The following is a 22,098-nucleotide window of genomic DNA, read 5'->3' as shown; positions in this document are numbered from 1 at the left end:
AAAATTACAGCTAATATTTTATATATATTAATACTCGTTACATACTTAAAGTAACCCATTAAGCATGCTAAACGTTTTAATATAGTGAGCTATTGCATTTAGATGATGAAACCATCGTGATTAACCCAGTTCTGCAGGGAGATCATAATAAATCACGTTAGTTTCATCGCCGCTAAAGAACGATAATAAAAGGATGAAAGAACTTGTGATTGATCTGGAAGCTGAGAAAAAGGAAATTCTCAAAAGGTATCGAGCTTTACTGAGGGCGTGCAAATCTACTATGCAAAAGGGCGACAAGCGAATGATTCGTCTAGCCTTTAATATGGCTTTAGAAAGTCATCAGGATATGCGCCGGAAATCCGGCGAACCTTACATTTACCACCCTGTTGCTGTTGCTCAGATAGCTGCAGAAGAGATTGGTCTTGGAACTACTTCAATTGTGTGCGCTTTGCTCCACGATGTTGTGGAAGATACTGACATTACGTTAGAGGATATCGAACGGGAGTTCGGAAAAAAAGTAGCTAAAATAATCGACGGCCTTACCAAAATTTCAGGAGTATTCGATTATAATAGTTCACTTCAAGCTGAAAACTTCAGAAAAATGCTGCTTACTCTGGCTGACGACGTCAGGGTAATTCTAATAAAGCTTGCCGACCGGCTGCACAACATGCGCACCATGGACTTCATGCCCCGTGATAAGCAGTTGAAAATTTCTTCCGAGACAGTTTATTTGTATGCCCCCCTTGCACACAGGCTGGGTCTTTACACGTTAAAGTCGGAACTGGAAGATCTTTCCATGAAGTACATGGAACCGGTAACCTACAAATTTATCGCCCAGCAACTAAACGAAAAGAGAACTGAACGGGAAAATTTTGTCAGGGATTTTATAGCGCCAATCAGCGAGATATTGAATGAGCAGGGTCTCGAGGCTGATGTGTACGGCCGTCCAAAATCGATACATTCGATCTGGAGCAAAATGCGAAAGAAGAATATTCCCTTCGATGAGGTGTATGACCTTTTTGCAATCAGGATCATCCTAAACAGCAAACCTGATAATGAAAAGTCCGATTGCTGGAAGGCTTATTCGATTGTTACAGACCTTTATCATCCCAACCCAGATCGTTTGCGGGACTGGATATCATCTCCACGGGCAAATGGTTACGAATCGCTTCACACAACCGTTATGGGCCCAAGAGGCCAGTGGGTTGAAGTTCAAATCCGAACGACACGGATGAATGAAATTGCTGAAAAAGGTTTTGCTGCTCATTGGAAATACAAAGAACCATCTGCCGATAGTGGTGTAGACAGCGGGCTTGATCAATGGATCCACAAGGTTAGGGAAATGTTGAATAACCCTGAATCAAACGCTCTCGATTTCCTGGACGATTTCAAAATGAATTTATTTTCTGATGAGATCTTCATTTTCACACCAAAAGGGGCACTGATCCAGTTACCAGTAAACGCTACCGCACTCGATTTTGCTTTCGAAATACACACCGATATCGGAGCAAGCTGTATTGGCGCCAAAGTCAATCATAAACTTGTACCGCTCTCATATAAACTGCAGAATGGCGACCAGGTTGAAGTAATAACCTCAAGCAAGCAATCGCCCAAAGAGGACTGGCTGAATTTCGTTGTTACGGCTAAAGCGAAGTCAAAGATTAAATCTTCACTTAAGGAGGAGAAACGTAAGATCGCCGAACAAGGCAAGGAAATTCTTGAAAGAAAGCTTAAATCCCTGAAGATTACGTATAACACCGATAACCTTTACAAGCTGACGTATTATTTCAAGCTTCCGTCCACCCTTGACCTTTTCTTCAACGTTGCAAAAGGCTTAATAGATGTTAAGCAACTTAAGGAATTCGTCACTTCGGAAAAAGTTATAGAAAACAAGCCGGAAAGACCTGAAAATCTTACACCGGAACAGTTTGCAAAAAAATCAAAAAGCGACAACGATACGCTATTGATCGGCGAAGACCTGCAGAAACTTGACTACAAACTTTCTACCTGCTGCAACCCAATCCCGGGAGACGATGTTTTTGGATTTGTGACCGTTGGAGATGGAATTAAGATCCACCGCACCAATTGTCCAAATGCGGCGAAACTAATGTCTAATTACGGTTACAGAATTGTCAAAGCCAGATGGAACTCCCAAAAGGAATTAGCATTCCTAACCGGACTCAGAATTATCGGAATCGACGATGTGGGACTCATTAATAACATTACCACAGTGATTTCAGGAGACTTCAAAGTTAACATGCGTTCGATAACCGTTGACACTAACGAGGGCATGTTTGATGGTTCCATTATGGTGTATGTTAACAATACAGCTCACCTCGATTCAATGATCGCAAAACTTAAAACTGTCCCGGGTGTAACTTCGGTAACCCGGTTCGACTCCCAGTCAGAAGACCTGGTCAAAGCTTCCTGAATTAAATAATGATATTCCTATTTTTTTGGATAAATTTGCCTGTCATTTAATCGCACTATGCCCGGACAAGATACAATTGCGCTGGTAATTAAAATTTTCGAAGCTTATCTGGAAAACAAAAGCTTAAGGAAGACTCCTGAGCGATATGCAATTCTGGAAGAAATATACTCGCGGAACGACCATTTCGATGTGGAATCACTATATATTCACATGAAAAACAAGAAGTATCGGGTGAGTCGTGCGACAGTTTATAATACTCTTGAGCTACTCGTTTCTTGTGACCTGGTTACCAAACATCAGTTTGGTAAAAATATGGCCCAGTTTGAAAAGTCATACGGGTATAAACAACATGACCACATCATCTGTATTGATTGCGGAAAGGTTGTTGAGTTCTGCGATCCGCGAATCCAGCAAATTCAAAGTATGATGGGTGACATACTTAAGTTCGACATAAAGCACCATTCATTAAACCTCTATGGCAATTGCGGCCGGCTAAAAGAAGGCAGCTGCGAATCATACGCCCACAAGAATTAATCTCATACCATACTCCCTTAATAAATATAATGACACTTGATGTATTGCTAGGCCTCCAATGGGGCGACGAAGGAAAAGGAAAAATTGTGGATGTATTATGTCCTCAATACGATTTGATTGCACGTTTCCAGGGCGGCCCAAATGCTGGCCACACACTGGAATTTGACAATCAAAAATATGTTCTGAATACAATTCCTTCAGGCATTTTCAATGACAATGCAATGAACCTCATAGGCAATGGTGTTGTTATCGATCCGATTATTTTAAAAAGGGAACTTGATAATTTAAAAAATAACGGATTCGACCCTGTAGCGAAAAAAAGACTTGTAATTGCAAGAAAAGCACATCTGATTCTGCCAACCCACCAGCTTTTAGATGCCGCATCTGAGACCAAGATGGGGGCTGATAAAATTGGTTCGACACTGAAAGGAATAGGACCAACTTATATGGATAAAACGGGAAGAAATGGATTGAGAGTGGGAGATACAACTCTTTCCGATTTCCGTGAACGTTATAGCAAACTTGTGAATAAGCATTTGTCTATACTAGCCCATTACGGTGAGATTCCTGATTTTTCTGAAAAAGAAGCTGCCTTCTTCGAAGCAGTAGAATTACTTAAAACTATACCTCAGGTTGACAGCGAACACTTTGTTAATAAATACCTTAACGAAGGCAAGAAAGTACTTGCTGAAGGAGCGCAGGGAACGATGCTGGACATTGACTTTGGGTCGTACCCATTTGTGACTTCTTCAAATACGACTTCAGCAGGAGCTTGTACCGGTTTAGGTGTAGCACCAAGGAGCATCGGCAATGTAATTGGTATTTTCAAGGCCTATTGCACCCGTGTGGGCAGTGGACCTTTTCCTACGGAACTCGAGAATGAGACCGGTGAAGAGTTAAGGCGCATAGGCCATGAATTCGGTGCTACAACCGGTAGGCCGCGTCGCTGTGGTTGGATTGATTTGCCAGCGTTGAAATATGCAATCATGCTAAATGGCGTTACCGAACTGGTAATGACGAAAGCAGATGTACTAAGCGGCTTTGAAACTATTTACGCTTGCACTAGCTATAAATATAATGGAGAGATTATCGATTACATGCCCTACGATATTCAGGCAGTGAAACCTGAGCCAATTTTTGAAGCCATCCCAGGCTGGGCTGAGGACCTCACAGGAATAAGAGAGCTGGACGAAATTCCTGCAAAGTTAAAGTCGTATATCTCTTACCTTGAGAAACATCTGAATGTACCTGTAAAATACCTTTCAGTAGGCCCAGATAGAGTGCAAACACTCATTCTGAACTAAAAACGCTGAAGGCATCGCAGAAAATACTCAATAAAGTGCCTGTTCCTAAAGTTTTCGCTAGTTCTGATCCGGATACTTTTAAATTGAAAGCTTTGCACTGGGCAAATTCTTTTGATGATGTCTGTTATTTTGATTCGAACCACTATTCAGATCCTTACACGGCATTCGACACACTTGTAGCCGCAGGTGCGAAAAGAAAAATTAGCACCTCGTCCGGGAATTCATTCCAGGAACTGGAGAACTTCCTTGCTCACAATGCAGGTTTTATCCCTGGCTATTTTTCCTACGATCTGAAAAACGAACTGGAAGACCTGCATTCAAGCAATCCAGACAACCTTGACTTTCCTGAGCTATATTTTTTCATCCCTGAATATACGATACTCGTCAAAGGCTCAGAAGTTAGTATCACCGGAACTGATTGTGAAGTAATCTGGACAAATATCAATAACATGATCATTGATTCTACGCAGACAGTTTCTCCGATCAGCATTCAATCACGTTTCAGCAAGGATGAATATGAATCCACGGTCGAAAAATTAAAGGAACACATTCGCCGGGGAGATATTTATGAAATTAATTTCTGTCAGGAATTTTTTGCTGAAAATGCTGAGATCAATCCCCTTAGCATATTCATTCGATTAAATACAATTTCCCCAACACCCTTTTCATGTTATATGAAAGTCGGTGAACGCTATATTATGTCAGCGACACCGGAACGTTTCCTAAGTCGTCGAGGTGACAAGCTCATTTCGCAACCCATAAAAGGAACAAGTGCACGAAACAGTAATAAAATTCTGGACGATGATATGAAGAAGCATTTGCAATCTGATGAAAAGGAGTTGGCAGAAAATGTAATGATCGTAGATCTGGTACGAAATGATCTTACCAAAAGTGCCCGCCCGGGCACTGTGAAGGTGGAGGAACTCTTTGGCATCTATAGCTTCAAGCAAGTTCACCAACTGATCTCAACAGTTGTCTGCGAAAAAGCTGAAGACCTTACCAATTCAAGAGTTATTGCAAATACATTCCCAATGGGTTCAATGACCGGGGCACCGAAAATCAGGGCAATGGCCTTGGCGGAAAAATATGAACGCAGCAAAAGGGGTGTTTACTCAGGAGCAGTGGGATACTTTGCTCCCAATGGAGATTTCGACTTTAACGTTGTAATACGAACTTTATTGTATAACAAAGAAAATAAATATTTATCCTTCCATACAGGCGGGGCTATCACCATCGATTCGAATCCTGAAAAGGAGCATGAAGAATGTATACTAAAAGCGCAGGCGATCATGGAAGTGTTAACTCAATAGAAACCCTTTAACAAATTAAATTGCGAATTGGGAGATAAGAGCTAGTATCGATCGACCCATTGGCTCAAAAAAAAACCCGGATAAACCGGGTTTTTTGTTAAATATATAACTTTTAGTTTGCTGCAGTTCGGCCACCTTTATAAAATTGTCTTGCTTCCGGCAACAGAGCTTGTATTGCAGCGATACGTGTAGCATCACTTGGGTGTGAGCTTAAGAATTCTGGTGGAGCACCACCACCTTCTTTAGCTGAAGCCATACGCTGCCAAAAAGAAACTGCCTCATCTGGGTTATAACCAGCCATAGCCATAAAGATCAATCCCAGTCTATCTGCTTCACTTTCCTGATTACGTGAGTATTTTAACAGGGCCAACTGTCCGCCCAAGCCATATAACTGCCCAACTATTTGTTGCGTACCTTCTGACCTGCCGCCCACTGCCGCACCAACAATGGCACCACCGCCCTGAGCAAGCGTCATCTGAGAATATCTTTCAGCAGCATGCTGTGCAATTGCGTGAGCAATTTCATGCCCCATTACTGTGGCAAGTCCGGCATCAGTTTGAGTGACAGGCAATATTCCTGAATAGACAGCAACTTTTCCACCCGGCATACACCATGCATTTATCTCTTTACTGTCCACTAAAGTGAACTGGTAATTGTAGTTATATTTATCACCATATCCGTTTGCGTTCATATAGCGATTAATTGCGCTGGCAAGTTTATTACCCACACTCTTCACTTTCTGAGCATTTGCTCCACTCGATATGATTCTTGTTGAAGGATCTCTTAAAAATTGTTGGTAAGCTTCAGAAGCCTGTTGTTGAAGTACTGCATCATCAACTAGACTAAGCTGACTGCGTCCCGTAAGTGGCACCTGCGAACAGGATAATAGCACAGTGCTAATCGCCACCGCGCCAAATAATTGTAATCTTTTCATAATTCTGTTTTAAATAAGTTGATTAATTCTATTTCTTTTTAAACAGATTTACTTTGGATTCTTTACCTTTTAAAAGACGTTCAATATTTTTTTGATGTGTGACCAGAATCAGCACGCAAATACTCATTCCATATAACACTACAGAACGTATTGGAGACTGAAAAATAAAAATAACACTAAGGGGAAAACTGAATCCGGCAAGGATAGAACTTAGTGATACATATTTAGAAATCAACAATACTATAACAAAGGTAAGAACGCAAAGCATCGCTGCCTCCGACTGTACTGCTAATATCATTCCAAATAATGTTGCTATACCCTTGCCTCCTCGAAAACCTGCGAAAACAGGAAATAGATGTCCCATAACAGCTGTTATACCGAGGGCTAGCTGATAATTTACAAATTGTACTGAATTTTGAGGGCCAGTAACCGATAAACCAATGAGGTAGGCTAAGTTTGTTGCTGTGTAGCCTTTAAAAATGTCGAGCAGCATCACTGCAATACCTGCCTTTTTACCAAGAACTCTAAAAGTATTGGTGGCCCCTGCATTCCCACTCCCGTACTCCCGAACATCGATCCCGTAGAATGCCTGGCCGATCCATACAGCTGTGGGTATAGATCCAAACAAATAGGCAAAAAGCAGAGCTGAGACCGAGTATATAGATATCATTCAGGTACAATTATACTAATTCATACAAGTGTATGGGCTAAGATTGATTAATTTAATTGCTCTTAACGGCCTTTAAACTCATATCTAGGCTTTTAACAGAATGGGTCAATGCTCCCATCGATACGTAATCTACTCCGCACAGGGCATATTCAAGAACATTTTCCTCGGTTATACCGCCTGAGGCTTCGGTGATAAATCGTTTATTAATTAAAGCTACCGCTTCCTTCAATTTTTCAAAAGTAAAATTATCTAGCAGAATACGATCAACACCACTGCTGTTGATCACTTCATTTAGCTCTGCCATGTTCCGCACTTCAATTTCAATTGGGATATCTAAATTATTCGCTTTCAAATATTTTTTTGAAGCCTCAATAGCTTTTGCTGTACCGCCTGCATAGTCGACATGGTTGTCCTTAATAAGAATCATATCGTATAATCCAAATCTATGATTAACACCCCCTCCTATTTTTACTGCCAACTTTTCGAGATATCGCAAACCAGGCGTCGTTTTCCTTGTGTCAAGGACTTTTGTTTTAGTACCTTCAAGCAATTTAACTACATTATGGGTAGTGGTAGCAATTCCACTCATGCGTTGCATCGTGTTAAGAACAAGGCGTTCTGCAATCAAGATGGCGTGCACACTGCCATCTACATAAAATCCCACGTCACCTGGTTGAACGGATTCGCCATCTTTAATGAGAACCTCTATGGTAAGTGAGGGATCAACGATCTTGAAAATTTCTAACGCCACTGAAACACCGGCCAAAATCCCGGTATCTTTTATTAGTAGCTTCGCGCGGCCTTGCTGACCTTTAGGGATAGTTGACAGTGAAGTGTGATCACCGTTCCCTACATCTTCAGTGAGGGCATTACGGATGAATTCATGAAGTGATAAGGTCTCTGATTTCATTGGAATTGGTTGAGGTCAAAAATAGAAATACTTATTACAAAAATTATTGTTTGTCATATTCTATTCTCATTTCTTTGATAAGAAATCTTGTCCCGCTACTGCTTAATGAAATAGAAATTCGGAATTTATCTTTACCTGTTACCATCGAAAGCACTGCCAGTTTATAACTTGGATTAGAACTAAGCCTACTTATTATTTTAACTGAAACTGGTTTGTTTTTCGACAAAAAATCGCGCATAATTTGCTCGGCCTGAGCATTTGAATAAACACTTTCTTCGTCAAGAATGTTTAATTGGAGCTTAGAGGAAAATTCATCAGCTATCTTCGCTGCGTCGGCGGCGCGAAAATACCTCGCCAAAGAGTCTATCAAATCCGTTTGCTGCGCTCCCGAATTTGAAACTCCCATTAGCAAAAAAACTACAAGGAGAAAAAATTTGGCTCTCATATCAGTGCACATTGTTCTAAAAGTATGCCATAATGGAAATTTTATGCGATTTTTTAAACGGCACATGTATATTTGCATGTGGAAAATAAAAAAGCAATACTCCTCATACTGGATGGTTGGGGTTACGGTAAACACGACAGTTCTGATGCTGTCAGCGTAGCAGAAACACCATTTTTTGATAGCTTAATCAGGACCTATCCAAACTCAAAATTGGAAGCATCCGGCGAAGCAGTAGGTCTTCCTGCCGGACAGATGGGTAATTCTGAAGTCGGCCACATGAATCTGGGTGCTGGGCGAGTAGTATATCAGGATCTTGGGAGGATTAACAAAGCAGTCCGTGAAAATGAACTCGTTAACCATCCAATTTTAAAATCTGCATTTGATTACGCCCGCGAATCTCATAAAAATGTACACTTCATTGGGCTTTTGTCTAACGGAGGTGTTCATTCACACATAAATCACTTGAAGGGGCTTTGCGATGCGGCAAAGCAAAATAATGTCAAAAATGTTTATGTTCATCCATTTATGGATGGCCGTGATACCGACCCGAATTCGGGTTTATCTTTTATCCTCGAACTGGAGGATCACCTCCAAAAATCAGGCGGAGTTATTGCCTCTGCCATCGGAAGATATTACGCTATGGATAGGGATAACCGATGGGAACGCGTGAAACTTGCATATGACCTTCTGGTACATGGCGAAGGAAAGTTAAGTCATGACATTTCAGAAAGCATTCAACGTTCATATGATGAGGGTATTACCGACGAATTTATTGAACCAATTGTCAAAATTGACAATGATGGTTTGCCGGTAGGAAAAATTGAAACGGGCGACGTCGTCATCTGTTTCAATTTCCGTACTGACAGGGGTCGGGAAATAACTACTGCCCTAACACAAAAAGCGTTTCCAGAATATAACATGGTGCCATTACCATTGCACTATGTAACTATGACCAGCTACGACGATACGTTTAATAATGTTCAGGTTGTTTTCACAAAAGATGATCTAAGTAATACGATTGGAGAGGTACTGGAAGCAAATTTTAAAAACCAGGTTCGGATTGCTGAAACCGAGAAATACCCTCACGTTACATTTTTCTTTTCAGGTGGTAGGGAAATGGAATTCCGTCAGGAAAAAAGGATTCTTATCCAATCGCCAAAGGTCGCCACTTACGACCTCAAACCCGAAATGAGTGCCGAGGAAATTACCCGGGCAATATGCTTAGAGCTACAAACTGGCTGGCCTGATTTTGTTTGCCTGAATTTTGCCAATCCGGACATGGTTGGTCATACAGGTGTATTTAGTGCCGTGATAAAGGCAGTTGAAACTGTTGACCGCTGCCTGAAAACTGTTGTTGAGTGTGGAATCGCAAATGGTTACTCATTTATCATTCTTGCAGATCATGGAAATGCAGATTTTATGATAAACGAAGATGGCTCTCCTAATACCGCACATACGACGAATCTGGTACCCTGTATATTAATTGACAAGGATTTTCACCGAATAGCAGATGGAAAACTGGGAGATGTAGCGCCCAGTATACTAACCATGATGAACGTGCCGATTCCCCCAATCATGACTGGCCAGGTCCTTGTTTCCTGATGAATGGCCTACGCTTAATTTTCATTTTTATACTCTTTTCTTCCTGCGGACCCCCAGAGGAAGTAAAGAAAATGAAATATGTCGACCTGAAAACATTCTTTTCCGAAGAAATTACCCGACTCACTAAACAAAAAACATACGTTGATAAGACGGTGAGCAGAAACGGTGTTTCAGAAAGCAGAAACAATATTTTGCCCGACTGGGAAAGTGAGCTTAGTTTGTTTATTGAGTCTGATATAAATAAGCCTGCATGGAGCAGCAGCTATACTATTAACAACGACAATAGCATTACTACCTATACGGCTGCTGATTCAAAACTGCGAACACGTTCGATAAAGATCAAAAAAAATACGGCAGGAGAGATTAAAACGGTGTCTATTGTCAACATGACAAACAATGCTTTATATAGTTCCTCCGAAGAATTATCTTATAGCCCGGATTCGCTATACCAGATTATAAAAAGGCAGGACGTACTCTTCCTAGGAAATAACAATTATAAAATTTCCGGAATTTTTAAGTAATCATCCAATAATCATTCCGTACAGACGTTATCTGCTCATAAGAATATGAGGCGTTTAACTTTAGCTTTACCTGTGCTGGTTTTGTTGTCATGCATGGGAATGAGACCCGATCCTGGGGAATCGGCGTCTTTAAATCGTTTTCAGAACGATTTCCTTACGAGAATAAACAAGGTTCGTACAAATGGTTGCAAATGTGGTAAAACATATATGCCACCGGTGGAACCATTACGCTGGAATACCATGCTTGAGCGTTCAGCTTATGGTCATGCCTTAGATATGTCCCGAAAGAAATATTTCAATCACACTAGTCTTTCCGGAAAAACGATTAAAAACAGAATTGAGGAAGCAGGTTATACCCTGTCCGGCATGCGCACCTATGCATTCGGCGAAAATATTGCTGCTGGCCAGAAATCTATTGATCAGGTGATGACAAGCTGGCTCAAAAGCGAGGGTCACTGCAAAAACATTATGAATAACAGCTTTAAAGAAATTGGAGTTGCGGAAACAAACCTTTATTGGGTACAGGATTTTGGCATGCGGGTCGCGCGGAACTGATCAAATAAGGTCTGTGAGTTCAGATTCTTTTACTCTGTTGCGAACAAAAAGGTAATAAATTGCCAGAACCAAAAGACCGAGCAGGAAAAACACAATAGCGTAAGGCCTAAACGAATCATCGTAGAAGAATTCTCCAATCATCCAAATCGTATTAGCCATTATCCACGAGCACACGGCAATATTGTGATAAAATTCAGCTGGTACAGCTCTGAACCGGTAAGTAATGTAGAGCGCAAGACAAAGGGTGGGAACGATCATAATCAGTCCCAGCGTCTTCAAATCCATAACCCAGCAGGTATCCTTCAGCAGCCAGCAGGTAATATGCAGGTTTTCGAATTTGCGGATAGATTTTAACAATTGCCTTTATGTTGGAAAATTCATCAAAAGAAAACCCCGTTAAAAACGGGGCTCTTGTGTAAATGTAACTCGAATAAATTCTAATTCAAATTTTGCATGTAGCTTTTTGCATCTGCTAACTGTGTAGTGATATCCTTACGTCCGGGAGTTAGGCTCAACACCTTCTCAAAATCACTTATGCATGATTTAAAGGCATTCACAGCCTTTGTCTTATCCTGGAAATTTGGGATCTTCTGGCCTTTAAGCACGCCGTAGTCACGATAGGCAACCGCGCGATTTTGGTAAAGTTTCACATCATCGGCGTTAAGCTCAATTGCCTTGGTAAAGTCTCTTATAGAGGATAACAGCAGTTTCTCACGATCGGGATTTGATAGACCTTTCGTATCATTTGCCATGATATTACGTGCCTTGCCACGATAATAATACGCACTATTCTCTGCTGGTTTTAATGAAACAACCCTGTTAAAAGTTGTTACCGCCTTATTGTAGTTTCCAGCGTGATAATATGAATAGCCCAACATATACAATGTATTTACATCATTGCTGTCGGCGGCTAATGCCTTTTCAAGGCTTGTAACAGCAGATTTAAAATCCCCATTAATAAGCGCCCTTTCACCCATTTTATAATTTGGATTCTGAGCAAAAACGAAAGTGGTAAGAAGAACTAAGGATAAAAGAAGTGTATATGATCTCATGTGGGTTAATAACAAATTGGTCTCGTTCAATAACGGTATGCGGAATGATTTATTTTTAAATGTACTACTTTTACTAAATACAAGAAAAAAAATCGTTCATAGAAAAGAAAAAGGGCTTAAACATTATTAAAAACGAACATCTCCAATTCAGAAGATTTGTCTGAAAAATAATTTAAAATCGACTAATTTCATACATCGGATGAATTGGCACATCCCTTGCACTTTTACCAATTACAGCATTTTTAGCCGCGATTAGATCGCTTTACTGTCATTATGACGTTTTCCAAGATATAGATGAGTAATTACGACAATTTTGATTTTAACAGAACATTGCCTTTAATAAACGAAGATACTGAGTTCTTTCCTTTGATGTCACAGGAGGACGAAGAGGAAATGAACAATGAAGAAACACCGGACATATTGTCCATCCTGCCATTACGTAATACCGTCTTATTTCCTGGAGTAGTTATTCCTATTACGGTAGGCAGAGATAAATCTATTAAACTTATTAAAGACGCCTACAGAGGCGACAGAATTATAGGAGTAGTATCTCAACGCGATGTTGCAATCGAGGATCCTACTTTTGATCAGTTAAATGAGGTTGGGACCGTGGCATTAATAATAAAAATGCTGCAAATGCCCGACGGAAACACAACGGTTATCATTCAGGGTAAGCAGCGTTTTCGCCTGAATGAGGAAGTTCAGAGTGATCCTTATATTAAAGCCTCCATCCAAAAATTTGAAGAGTTGAGGCCGAAGCCGGACAAAGAGTTCAAGGCGTTAATGGCTTCGATTAAAGAGATGGCTATGCAGATCATCCAGTTATCTCCTAATATTCCCAGCGAAGCTGGTATAGCCATCAAAAACATTGAAAGCGCTTCTTTCCTGATTAATTTTATCTCCTCGAATATGAATGCTGACGTTGCCGCCAAGCAACAGATGCTCGAGGTCGCAAATCTTCGCGAAAGAGCGAAAATGGTTCTGGAACATTTGACTGTCGAACTTCAGATGCAGGAACTGAAAAATCAAATACAATCTAAAGTAAGGGTTGACCTGGATAAACAACAGCGGGATTACTTCCTTAATCAACAGCTTAAAACAATCCAGGAAGAACTTGGAGGCAATTCACCGGATCTCGAAGTTGAAAACCTGAGAGCTCGGGCATCAAAGAAAAAATGGTCGAAAGAAGCTGGTGATCATTTTGGCAAAGAGATCGAGAAGCTGGCACGAATGAATCCTGCAGCAGCGGATTATTCTATTCAAATCAACTATCTGGAAGTTCTGCTAGATCTCCCCTGGAATGAATTTACTAAGGACAATTTTGACTTAAAAAGAGCGGAAAAGGTTCTTGAAAAAGACCATTATGGTCTTGAAAAAGTTAAACAACGCATCATTGAATATCTGGCTGTGCTTAAGTTAAAGCACAACATGAAAGCACCGATCCTGTGTCTTGTTGGTCCTCCGGGAGTTGGAAAAACATCTCTTGGAAAATCGATAGCGAAAGCTTTGGGGAGAAAATATGTGCGGATGGCATTGGGCGGCATTCGGGATGAAGCAGAAATAAGAGGTCATCGCAAGACGTATATTGGTGCCATGCCGGGCAGGATTATCCAATCCATCAAAAAAGCCGGGACATCAAATCCGGTATTTGTCCTGGACGAGATCGATAAGGTGGGTAATGATTTCCGCGGAGATCCTTCCTCAGCCCTACTAGAAGTGCTGGATCCTGAACAAAATAATGCGTTTTACGATCACTATGTGGAGGTCGATTACGACCTGTCAAATGTGATGTTCATCGCAACTGCAAATTCTCTTAGCAGTATCCAGCCTGCCCTATTAGACAGGATGGAAATAATTGAGGTTAACGGATATACAATAGAGGAAAAAATAGAAATTGCTAAACAGCACCTGCTCCCAAAACAACGCGAGCAACATGGTCTAAAGACAGCGAACATATCGCTGAAATCACCCATAATCGAAAAAGTAATTGAAGATTATACCCGTGAATCAGGGGTTCGTGGCCTGGAGAAAAAAGTAGGCTCATTAGTCCGGGGAATTGCGACCAAAATAGCCATGGAAGTGGAATATAACCCAGCAATAAGCAAAGCAGACGTCGAAAAAATTCTTGGGCCTCCAATGTTCGATAAGGATCTTTATGAGAATAACAATGTTGCTGGGGTAGTTACGGGTCTTGCATGGACACAGGTTGGGGGCGACATTTTATTTATTGAAGCCAGCCTAAGCCCGGGAAAAGGAAAATTATCTCTTACCGGTAACCTTGGGGATGTAATGAAAGAGTCAGCTACTATAGCTATGGCCTACTTGCGTGCTCATGCTTCAAAATTCGGAATCGATCACCGTCTTTTTGATCAATGGGACGTACATGTACACGTGCCTGCTGGGGCCACTCCTAAAGATGGTCCCTCAGCCGGAATAACAATGCTTACAGCTTTAACCTCAGCGTTTACCCAGCGCCGTGTAAAATCGCATCTCGCCATGACAGGCGAAATTACCCTGAGAGGTAAAGTTTTACCGGTCGGTGGAATCAAAGAGAAAATATTAGCTGCAAAAAGAGCTAATATCAAAGACATAATCCTTTGCAAATCCAATCAAAAGGATATCCTTGAAATTAAAGAGGACTATATAAAGGATCTTAATTTTCACTATGTGTCGGAAATGAAAGAGGTGATCGAATTTGCCTTGATAAAGGATAAGGTGAAAGACGCCATTGATCTTACAGTTAAAGAGGCAAAGGAAACAGCCACGGTGAACTAATTCATTTGTTTATTACGTATCTTATGTTTTGAACCTTTTTTGTTTTGACAACTACGATTATGAAAAAGACTTACATGTTAACACTTCTTGCAGCCTTGCTTATACCAGCAATAAGTATTGGCCAGGTGCAGCAAACAGATGAACGTACCAAACTTCCATCCGGCGATCAATCCCGAGCGCAAAATGTTTTCGTGGAGGTTGGCGGTCAGGGATTGCTCTTCACCGCGAACTACGACACCCGATTTTCAAACAAACGTAATGGTCTTGGTGGTCGTGCCGGAATCGGATATATTGCAATTGATGGAGATCATGTTACTACTGTACCCATAGGATTGAATTATCTGTTAGGCACCGGAAAACACTTGTTTGAGGTTGGCTTGGGTGCGACTGTTATTGCTGCAGGAGGCGACGACTTTTCATTGTTTGACGAAGAGGCTAGTAATGTGCTCGGCACGATGAGTTTTACATATCGTTTGCAGCCCGTAAATAGTGGATTTGCATTCAGGGCGGGATTGACACCAATATTTGGTAAAGGATTCTTCATTCCTTACTATGCAGGATTGAGTCTTGGTTACACTTTTTGAGTATATATGTTCTTCAACCGGAAAAGTTTGATGCCAAAATGATCAGATTGATATCATTCTTTTTGCTTGCGTTGGTCTCATTTGCATTTACTTCATCTGCGCAGCCTACGGCATTTAAAAATGAATTCGGCTTTCGAAGTGACAACGACGCATATCTTGCTTATGGTCAGGACAGATATTATACGAACGGCCTTTTTATCTATGTAAGGCGCGCAACCGACCAAACAAAGCTTCCTAAAAATCTCAACAAGCTAATATGGGAAGTTGAAGGTGGGCAAAAAATGTATAATCCACAATCCGGGCAGATAACAGATATCTCTTACATCGACCGTCCTTTTGCCGCATACTTGTATGCTGGAGCGTCCCTAAACTTTCTTTTCCAATCGGAAAATTCACTGAAACTTAATCTTCAAATCGGAACAATCGGGCCACACGCTCAGGGTAAGGAGGCTCAGGAAATATTACACAAAATAGTGGGATTCTATGAAATTAAGGGCTGGCAATGGCAGGTTGCAAACGAAACTTCATTCAATACCTCCCTTAATTACAAAAATCTGCTACTCCGCAGTACATCAAAAAAGATGGATTTAAGTGTGGAATCGTATCTCAATCTTGGAAGCACCTTTTCCGGAGCAGGCGCAGGAGTTCTTTTCAGAACAGGCGACCTGAATCAATTTTTTCAGTCAGCGAGCACAGAAAGCGGTGTTTCACATAATAATGAGACCAAGAAGCTGACAGACCGTGAATTGTTTTTCTATGCAAAGCCAATTTTACATTATGTTGCTTTTGACGCCACTATACAAGGCGGTTTGTTTACAGCAAACAAAGGTTCGGTTGTTTTTGATTCAAAACCTTTAGTATTCAGCCAACAAGCAGGTGTCATGTTTTCTAAAAGGCGCTGGACAGCTGATTTTTCCCTGATTTTCAAATCTCGGGAAGTTCAAAGCAGTGCAAAACCTCATCAGTATGGTTCTGCTGCATTATCTTATCGCTTCAACTAACTAAATCTAATCCCAGCTATTATTACGCCTGTTAATTTTTTTCAAACTGGTTGCCTGTTTGAGCTTAAGCCTCTTTTCTACTACGGCCTTCCCCGGTTTTGTCGCTTTCCGTAATTTGACTTCTCGGAGAGCGTTTGTCAGTAGCCAGATCAGTTTTTCAACACTCCTTTCTTTATTCTTCAACTGACTCCTGGATTCTTCGGTCACTATTTGCAAAATACCATCTGAGTTTATTCGATTTGAGAGCTTTTCAACAATTCTAAACTTTTGGGATTCGGTAAAAATTGATGACGAACTGATATTTATGTTCAATTCCACTTTGCTCGACACTTTATTGACATTTTGCCCGCCTTTACCACCACTCCTGGAAGTTTTAAAGGTAATTTCATGCAATAATAATTCTTTCGATAAACCCATGACCAAAAGTAGCGAAAGAAGATGCAAAGCGACATTATAAAAGGACTCTTTTGAGTACACGATTCTTTATTGATACTCAATAAAAAGTTTAAATTTGTCCCTCATGAGCAAAAACATTGTTATCGCAATTGACGGTTATTCTTCCTGCGGCAAAAGCACAATTGCAAAGGCCCTTGCAAAAAAACTTCATTTTATATATATCGATAGCGGTGCAATGTATCGTGCAGTAACCCTGTATTTCTTGAGGAACAATGTGGATCTGAATGATCATGATGCAGTAACATCAGCTCTAAAGAATGTTCATCTAAACTTTCACTCACGGGATTATCAAAGTCATATTACCTTAAATGACGAAGAAGTCTCCGAAGAAATCCGTCAGATGCCGGTATCAGAACTTGTAAGTGACGTAAGTACACTAAGAGAGGTCCGCGTCGAGATGGTAAGACAGCAACAGCGGATGGGGAAGTCCAAGAATATAATTATGGACGGCCGGGATATTGGAACTGTCGTTTTCCCGGATGCCGATCTCAAACTATTCATGACTGCCGACCCAAAGGTACGCGCAGAACGGAGGTTTAAAGAACTGATGCTGAAGGGCGAAGATGTAACTATGGAAGAAGTGTTTGATAATCTGGCCCACAGGGATTATCTGGACACTACTAGGGAAGAAAGTCCACTGGTAAGGGCCGATGATGCAATAATACTCGATAATACAACCATCGACCAGGCACAACAACTCGATTTTGCTTTAGCACGAATCCTCCCGCTTCTGCAAACCGCTTAATCAATCGGCATCTTCATCAGACGGATTGCGTTCCCGCACATCCGGCTCATGCATTTGCTCATCAAAAGGCTGTTCGTGTACAACAAAATCGTTCTCACTGTCTTCTGCAGTGTCAGTCTTCCTAACCTCAACCAACTTATCTGCATCCTTGCTTGCTGAAGCATCCTCCTGTGCCGATACGTTTTTTAATCTATTATCTGATCTATGCTGTTCTTTGCTCATGATAATTCTTTAGCTAATAACGTTGCGAAATTGGGAATGTTTGGATATTTAAGTTGAATGATCTTATACTCAATAAAATAAACAGTGAAAATGTTTTTTAATAAAAATGAATTTTTCTACCTTTGCAGTCCGATTTAAATCGGAAAAAGGAGATAAATTAATTAATGGCCAAAAAACTAGAAGCCGAAAAGGAGTTAACAGCTAAGCAAGCAGAACTTCAGGGCGAAGAAACCACTACGGTTAAAGAAAAAGAAACTATTGAATCAGAAGCTGATTCAGTATCGATCGAAGAGATCAAATCAAAATCAATGATCACCCCTACCGGCGATTTCGACTGGGATGCGGATGACAAAGGTTTTGGTAATTACAGCGCTGCAGACCGTGAAAAGTTTGAAGAGATGTATGCAGGAACATTTAATTCGATCGAAAAGGGCGAGATCATTTCTGGCGTTGTCGTATCGATTAACAACAAAGATGTGGTATTGAACATTGGATTTAAATCTGATGGTCTGGTATCATTATCTGAATTCCGTGATACCCCAGACCTTAAGGTTGGTGATTCGGTTGATGTATTTGTAGAATCGCAGGAAGATGCTAACGGTCAGTTGGTATTATCTCGCAAACGTGCAAAAACTCAACGTTCATGGGAAACCATCAATGAAGCATTGGATCAGGACAAAATCATTACTGGTTTTGTTAAGAGCCGTACTAAAGGTGGACTTATTGTGGATATTATGGGTGTTGAAGCATTCCTTCCGGGATCTCAAATCGACATCAAACCTATCCGTGATTACGATATCTACGTAGGTAAGACAATGGAATTCAAAGTTGTGAAGATTAACCACGAGTTTAAAAACGTAGTTGTATCCCACAAGGTGCTTATTGAAGACGATTTAGAAAATCAAAAAACTGAGATCGTTGCTAAACTTGAAAAAGGTCAGGTACTTGAAGGTACTGTCAAGAACATCACCGACTTCGGTGTGTTTATCGACCTTGGCGGCGTAGACGGTCTATTACACATAACTGACATTTCATGGGGCCGCATCGAGCATCCACGTGAGGTGTTAAGCCTTGATCAGAAGATCAATGTTGTTGTTCTTGATTTTGATGACGAGAAAAAACGTATCGCATTAGGATTGAAACAACTTACTCCACACCCTTGGGAAGCTTTAGATACTAACTTAGAAATTGGTTCTAAAGTAAAAGGAAGAATTGTTACTGTTGCTGATTACGGTGCATTCCTTGAGATCACTCCTGGAGTTGAAGGCCTGATCCACGTTTCAGAAATGTCCTGGTCTCAAAATCTTCGTAACCCTCAGGAATTCCTGAAAGTTGGTGATGAAGTTGAAGCTCAGGTATTAACTCTTGATCGTGCTGAGCGCAAAATGAGCTTAGGTATCAAACAACTTACTCCTGATCCTTGGAAGAACATCGGCGAGCGCTATCCTATCGGAAGCAAGCACAAAGCTGTAGTTAAAAACATGACTAACTTCGGTGTGTTTGTTGAGATCGAAGAAGGAATTGATGGATTGATCCACATTTCTGATCTTTCATGGTCTAAGAAAGTTAATCACCCTAATGAATTTACTAAGGTTGGTGAAGAATTAGACGTGGTTGTTTTAGAACTTGATGAAGCTAACCGCAAATTGAGCTTAGGACATAAACAACTGGAAGAAAATCCTTGGGAAACTTTCGAAACAGTATTCACCCTGGATTCAATCCATGAAGGAACTGTGTTGAAAGTAACTGACAAAGGTGCAATAGTTGCATTGCCATATGGTGTTGAAGGATTCGCTCCGACTAAACACATGGTGAAAGAAGACGGTTCTTCTGTAAAAGCTGATGAAACAGCTGAATTCAGAATCATTGAATTTAATAAAGATTCTAAACGTATCGTGGTTTCTCACGCCCGCATCTGGGAAGAGGCAAAAGCTGAAGAGCGTAAAGAAGAATTCAATGCTAAGAAGAAAGAAGCTAAAGCAACAACCAGTGCCGTTAAAAAGGTAAAGGAATCTGTTGAAAAATCAACTTTAGGTGATCTTGGTGTATTGGCCCAACTGAAAGAGAAAATGGAAGGTGCAGAAAGCAAAGCCAAAAAAGCTAAGAAAACTGAAGATGACGCTGCGGAAGTAGCAAAACCTGAAGCTTCTGAAGAAGCTGAAGAATCAGCAGAATAAGTTTAGCTAAATACTTTAATTAAAAGCCTCCCGCGAAACCGGGAGGCTTTTTTTTTGCCTGGCGGTTAACAACTAATTATTTCAGAAAAACATTGATCATATTTTCCTCGGATTCACATCGAAGATCATGCGGTTGTCCTCCGAAGAACCTCCGAAGAAAGTCCGAAGAATCTCCCTAGAAATTAAGGATTTGTTATACGGGTTTTATCCCATATGCTAGCTCGAATAGTTGTGGTAGTTTATTATACCATGACCGACCTGTCGCCTGCAGCACAACTTTCAACTTTCAACTCCCAACTCTCAACTTAATTTCCTACTTTTGCTCAAATTAAAGCACTGATGCAAAACCTTACCTTGCTTGACGGTCAGAAATTCCAGATCACCATTCAGCGCCTTTGCCATCAGTTAATTGAAAATCACGACCTTTTTGCTAATTCAGTCATCATCGGTATTCAACCGAGGGGGATCTTCCTTGCGAAGCGTATAATTGATGAACTAGAAAAAAAGCTACCAAAAGCGACCATAAAAAGCGGTAATCTTGATATAACTTTTTTCAGGGATGATTTTCGAAGAAAAGATGGCCTGGTTCCGAGTCCTACAGAGATAAACTTTTTTATTGAGGGGAAAAAAGTAATCCTCGTAGACGATGTGCTATGGACCGGAAGGACGATAAGGGCAGCGATGGATGCATTGCTTGCATTCGGCAGGCCGGCTAAAGTAGAACTGCTCACATTGGTTGACCGGCGTTATTCGAGACACTTACCGATTGAAGCAGACTACATCGGAATAAAAGTAGATACAATCGACTCACAAAAAGTTGTTGTTAGTTGGAAAGAAACAGATAAGGAAGACAAGGTAATCTTACTTTCAGAAAAATAATGGCAGAGAAATCTCAAACATTAAGCACAAAACACCTCCTTGGTATTAAGGATCTCACTACAAGGGATATTGAATTAATTTTTGAAACTGCTGATACGTTTAAAGATGTTTTAAACCGCCCTATAAAAAAAGTCCCCTCCCTGCGTGACGTCACTATAGCAAACGTATTCTTCGAAAATTCAACCAGAACACGACTCTCGTTCGAACTTGCACAAAAAAGGCTTTCTGCCGACACTGTAAATTTCGCAGCGTCTTCTTCCTCGGTTAGTAAGGGTGAAACACTCATAGATACAGTTAATAACATCCTATCCATGAAAGTGGATATGGTTGTGATGCGACATCCGTATGCAGGAGCAGGTGTATTTCTAAGCAAACATGTTAACGCACAGATAGTAAATGCCGGTGATGGCGCACATGAGCATCCAACACAAGCACTCCTTGATGCTTTTTCCATTCGTGAAAAACTAGGAGATGTTGCCGGAAAGAAAATCGCTATTATTGGGGATGTACTCCATTCCAGAGTTGCACTTTCAAATATATTATGCCTTAGAAAGCTAGGCGCGGAAATAATGGTTTGCGGACCGAGCACCCTGATCCCAAAATTCATTCATACCCTGGGAGTTAAGGTCGAACACGACCTGATCAAAGCGTTAAACTGGTGTGATGTGGCAAATATGCTACGCATCCAATTGGAGAGGCAGGACATCAAATATTTTCCATCTTTACGTGAATACTCCATGATGTATGGATTAAACAAACAAATCCTCAATTCTCTTGATAAAGAAATCATCGTGATGCATCCTGGCCCAATAAACCGGGGGGTTGAAATAACCAGCGATGTAGCAGACAGCAAACAGTCTATAATTCTGGACCAGGTTGAAAACGGGGTAGCGGTTCGAATGGCAGTTTTGTACCTCCTTGCGAGTCAGCGAAACTAATTAAGTTTGTCATCTGAATACCATCCTTAATTAATCATCGTTATTCTGTTTTC

The 22,098-nt window shown here is 40.8% G+C and carries 21 protein-coding genes and 1 pseudogene; 14 read left to right on the top strand and 8 right to left on the bottom strand.

Annotation, left to right across the window (positions count from 1 at the left end):
- Window positions 1–193 precede the first annotated feature (193 nt).
- From B5X60_RS01155 to B5X60_RS01140, 4 genes are read left to right on the top strand one after another with little or no spacing between them, the layout of a single operon-like run.
- Window positions 194–2,431: a RelA/SpoT family protein gene (locus tag B5X60_RS01155; RefSeq protein ID WP_079700738.1), complete on the top strand. Its 2,238-nt coding sequence runs from the start codon at window positions 194–196 to the stop codon at window positions 2,429–2,431.
- Window positions 2,432–2,488: 57 nt separating this feature from the next.
- Complete coding sequence (locus B5X60_RS01150; protein ID WP_079700737.1) at window positions 2,489–2,965, top strand: Fur family transcriptional regulator; 477 nt, start codon at window positions 2,489–2,491, stop codon at window positions 2,963–2,965.
- Window positions 2,966–2,994: 29 nt separating this feature from the next.
- Window positions 2,995–4,269 carry an adenylosuccinate synthase gene (locus tag B5X60_RS01145; protein ID WP_079700736.1) on the top strand — a complete coding sequence of 425 codons (1,275 nt, stop codon included), beginning with the start codon at window positions 2,995–2,997 and terminating at the stop codon, window positions 4,267–4,269.
- 35 nt (window positions 4,270–4,304) lie between these two features.
- Window positions 4,305–5,579 (top strand): anthranilate synthase component I family protein, encoded by a 1,275-nt coding sequence (locus B5X60_RS01140; RefSeq protein ID WP_079700735.1) that lies wholly within the window; start codon window positions 4,305–4,307, stop codon window positions 5,577–5,579.
- A gap of 112 nt (window positions 5,580–5,691) precedes the next feature.
- On the opposite strand, the gene B5X60_RS01135 is transcribed toward B5X60_RS01140, so the two are convergent.
- Genes B5X60_RS01135 through B5X60_RS01120 form a run of 4 tightly spaced genes read right to left on the bottom strand, consistent with a single transcriptional unit; the run spans window position 5,692 to window position 8,538 of the window.
- Window positions 5,692–6,513, bottom strand: coding sequence for a M48 family metallopeptidase (locus tag B5X60_RS01135; RefSeq protein WP_079700734.1), 822 nt, complete (start codon window positions 6,511–6,513; stop codon window positions 5,692–5,694).
- A gap of 28 nt (window positions 6,514–6,541) precedes the next feature.
- Complete coding sequence (plsY, locus tag B5X60_RS01130; RefSeq protein ID WP_079700733.1) at window positions 6,542–7,183, bottom strand: glycerol-3-phosphate 1-O-acyltransferase PlsY; 642 nt, start codon at window positions 7,181–7,183, stop codon at window positions 6,542–6,544.
- Between the two features lie 52 nt (window positions 7,184–7,235).
- Window positions 7,236–8,093 carry a carboxylating nicotinate-nucleotide diphosphorylase gene (gene nadC, locus B5X60_RS01125; protein ID WP_079700732.1) on the bottom strand — a complete coding sequence of 286 codons (858 nt, stop codon included), beginning with the start codon at window positions 8,091–8,093 and terminating at the stop codon, window positions 7,236–7,238.
- 43 nt (window positions 8,094–8,136) lie between these two features.
- Entirely contained in the window at window positions 8,137–8,538 is a 402-nt protein-coding gene (locus B5X60_RS01120) for a DUF4783 domain-containing protein (protein WP_170878352.1), read from the bottom strand.
- Window positions 8,539–8,616: 78 nt separating this feature from the next.
- Between B5X60_RS01120 and gpmI the strand changes: the two genes are divergently transcribed.
- The 3 genes from gpmI to B5X60_RS01105 all read left to right on the top strand — a co-directional run bounded on the left by gpmI (window position 8,617) and on the right by B5X60_RS01105 (window position 11,216).
- Entirely contained in the window at window positions 8,617–10,140 is a 1,524-nt protein-coding gene (gene gpmI, locus B5X60_RS01115; RefSeq protein ID WP_079700730.1) for a 2,3-bisphosphoglycerate-independent phosphoglycerate mutase, read from the top strand.
- Window positions 10,141–10,211: 71 nt separating this feature from the next.
- Window positions 10,212–10,661, top strand: coding sequence for a hypothetical protein (locus B5X60_RS01110; protein WP_139377336.1), 450 nt, complete (start codon window positions 10,212–10,214; stop codon window positions 10,659–10,661).
- Window positions 10,662–10,706: 45 nt separating this feature from the next.
- The gene (locus B5X60_RS01105) at window positions 10,707–11,216 is read left to right on the top strand and encodes a CAP domain-containing protein (RefSeq protein WP_139377335.1); all 510 of its coding nucleotides are present in this window, start codon (window positions 10,707–10,709) and stop codon (window positions 11,214–11,216) included.
- Here the strand turns inward: B5X60_RS01105 and B5X60_RS01100 are convergent, their stop codons facing one another.
- A complete protein-coding gene (locus B5X60_RS01100; protein ID WP_079700728.1) occupies window positions 11,217–11,573 on the bottom strand; it encodes a hypothetical protein in 357 nt (118 codons plus the stop codon).
- A gap of 80 nt (window positions 11,574–11,653) precedes the next feature.
- Entirely contained in the window at window positions 11,654–12,268 is a 615-nt protein-coding gene (locus B5X60_RS01095; RefSeq protein WP_079700727.1) for a tetratricopeptide repeat protein, read from the bottom strand.
- A gap of 294 nt (window positions 12,269–12,562) precedes the next feature.
- Here B5X60_RS01095 and lon point away from each other — a divergent pair, with 294 nt between their 5' ends.
- The 3 genes from lon to B5X60_RS01080 are packed head-to-tail and all read left to right on the top strand — an operon-like array spanning window position 12,563 to window position 16,628.
- The gene (gene lon / locus B5X60_RS01090; RefSeq protein WP_079700726.1) at window positions 12,563–15,043 is read left to right on the top strand and encodes an endopeptidase La; all 2,481 of its coding nucleotides are present in this window, start codon (window positions 12,563–12,565) and stop codon (window positions 15,041–15,043) included.
- A gap of 59 nt (window positions 15,044–15,102) precedes the next feature.
- The gene (locus B5X60_RS01085; RefSeq protein WP_079700725.1) at window positions 15,103–15,627 is read left to right on the top strand and encodes a hypothetical protein; all 525 of its coding nucleotides are present in this window, start codon (window positions 15,103–15,105) and stop codon (window positions 15,625–15,627) included.
- Window positions 15,628–15,665: 38 nt separating this feature from the next.
- Window positions 15,666–16,628, top strand: coding sequence for a lipid A deacylase LpxR family protein (locus B5X60_RS01080; protein WP_245803437.1), 963 nt, complete (start codon window positions 15,666–15,668; stop codon window positions 16,626–16,628).
- A 6-nt stretch (window positions 16,629–16,634) separates the two neighbouring features.
- Here the strand turns inward: B5X60_RS01080 and arfB are convergent.
- Window positions 16,635–17,015, bottom strand: a pseudogene (arfB, locus tag B5X60_RS01075) (alternative ribosome rescue aminoacyl-tRNA hydrolase ArfB); the annotation flags it as partial.
- Window positions 17,016–17,148: 133 nt separating this feature from the next.
- On the opposite strand from arfB, the gene cmk reads away from it, so the two are divergent.
- Window positions 17,149–17,829, top strand: a complete 681-nt coding sequence (cmk, locus tag B5X60_RS01070) for a (d)CMP kinase (RefSeq protein ID WP_079700723.1) — start codon at window positions 17,149–17,151, stop codon at window positions 17,827–17,829.
- On the opposite strand, the gene B5X60_RS01065 is transcribed toward cmk, so the two are convergent.
- Complete coding sequence (locus tag B5X60_RS01065; protein WP_079700722.1) at window positions 17,830–18,051, bottom strand: hypothetical protein; 222 nt, start codon at window positions 18,049–18,051, stop codon at window positions 17,830–17,832.
- 164 nt (window positions 18,052–18,215) lie between these two features.
- Between B5X60_RS01065 and rpsA the strand changes: the two genes are divergently transcribed.
- The 3 genes from rpsA (at window position 18,216) to B5X60_RS01050 (ending at window position 22,045) form a co-directional block, all read left to right on the top strand.
- On the top strand, window positions 18,216–20,228 hold the full coding sequence (gene rpsA / locus B5X60_RS01060) for a 30S ribosomal protein S1 (RefSeq protein WP_079700721.1): 2,013 nt from the start codon (window positions 18,216–18,218) through the stop codon (window positions 20,226–20,228).
- A gap of 339 nt (window positions 20,229–20,567) precedes the next feature.
- On the top strand, window positions 20,568–21,107 hold the full coding sequence (gene pyrR, locus B5X60_RS01055; RefSeq protein WP_079700720.1) for a bifunctional pyr operon transcriptional regulator/uracil phosphoribosyltransferase PyrR: 540 nt from the start codon (window positions 20,568–20,570) through the stop codon (window positions 21,105–21,107).
- Window positions 21,107–22,045, top strand: coding sequence for an aspartate carbamoyltransferase catalytic subunit (locus B5X60_RS01050; protein WP_079700719.1), 939 nt, complete (start codon window positions 21,107–21,109; stop codon window positions 22,043–22,045). The genes pyrR and B5X60_RS01050 overlap by 1 nt, the downstream gene beginning before the upstream one ends.
- The last annotated feature ends 53 nt before the right edge of the window (window positions 22,046–22,098 follow it).

The sequence above is a fragment of the Daejeonella lutea genome, assembly GCF_900168015.1.
Classification (GTDB): domain Bacteria; phylum Bacteroidota; class Bacteroidia; order Sphingobacteriales; family Sphingobacteriaceae; genus Daejeonella; species Daejeonella lutea.
Note: the sequence above shows the minus strand (reverse complement) of the source record. Positions and strands in the feature narration are given on the sequence as shown.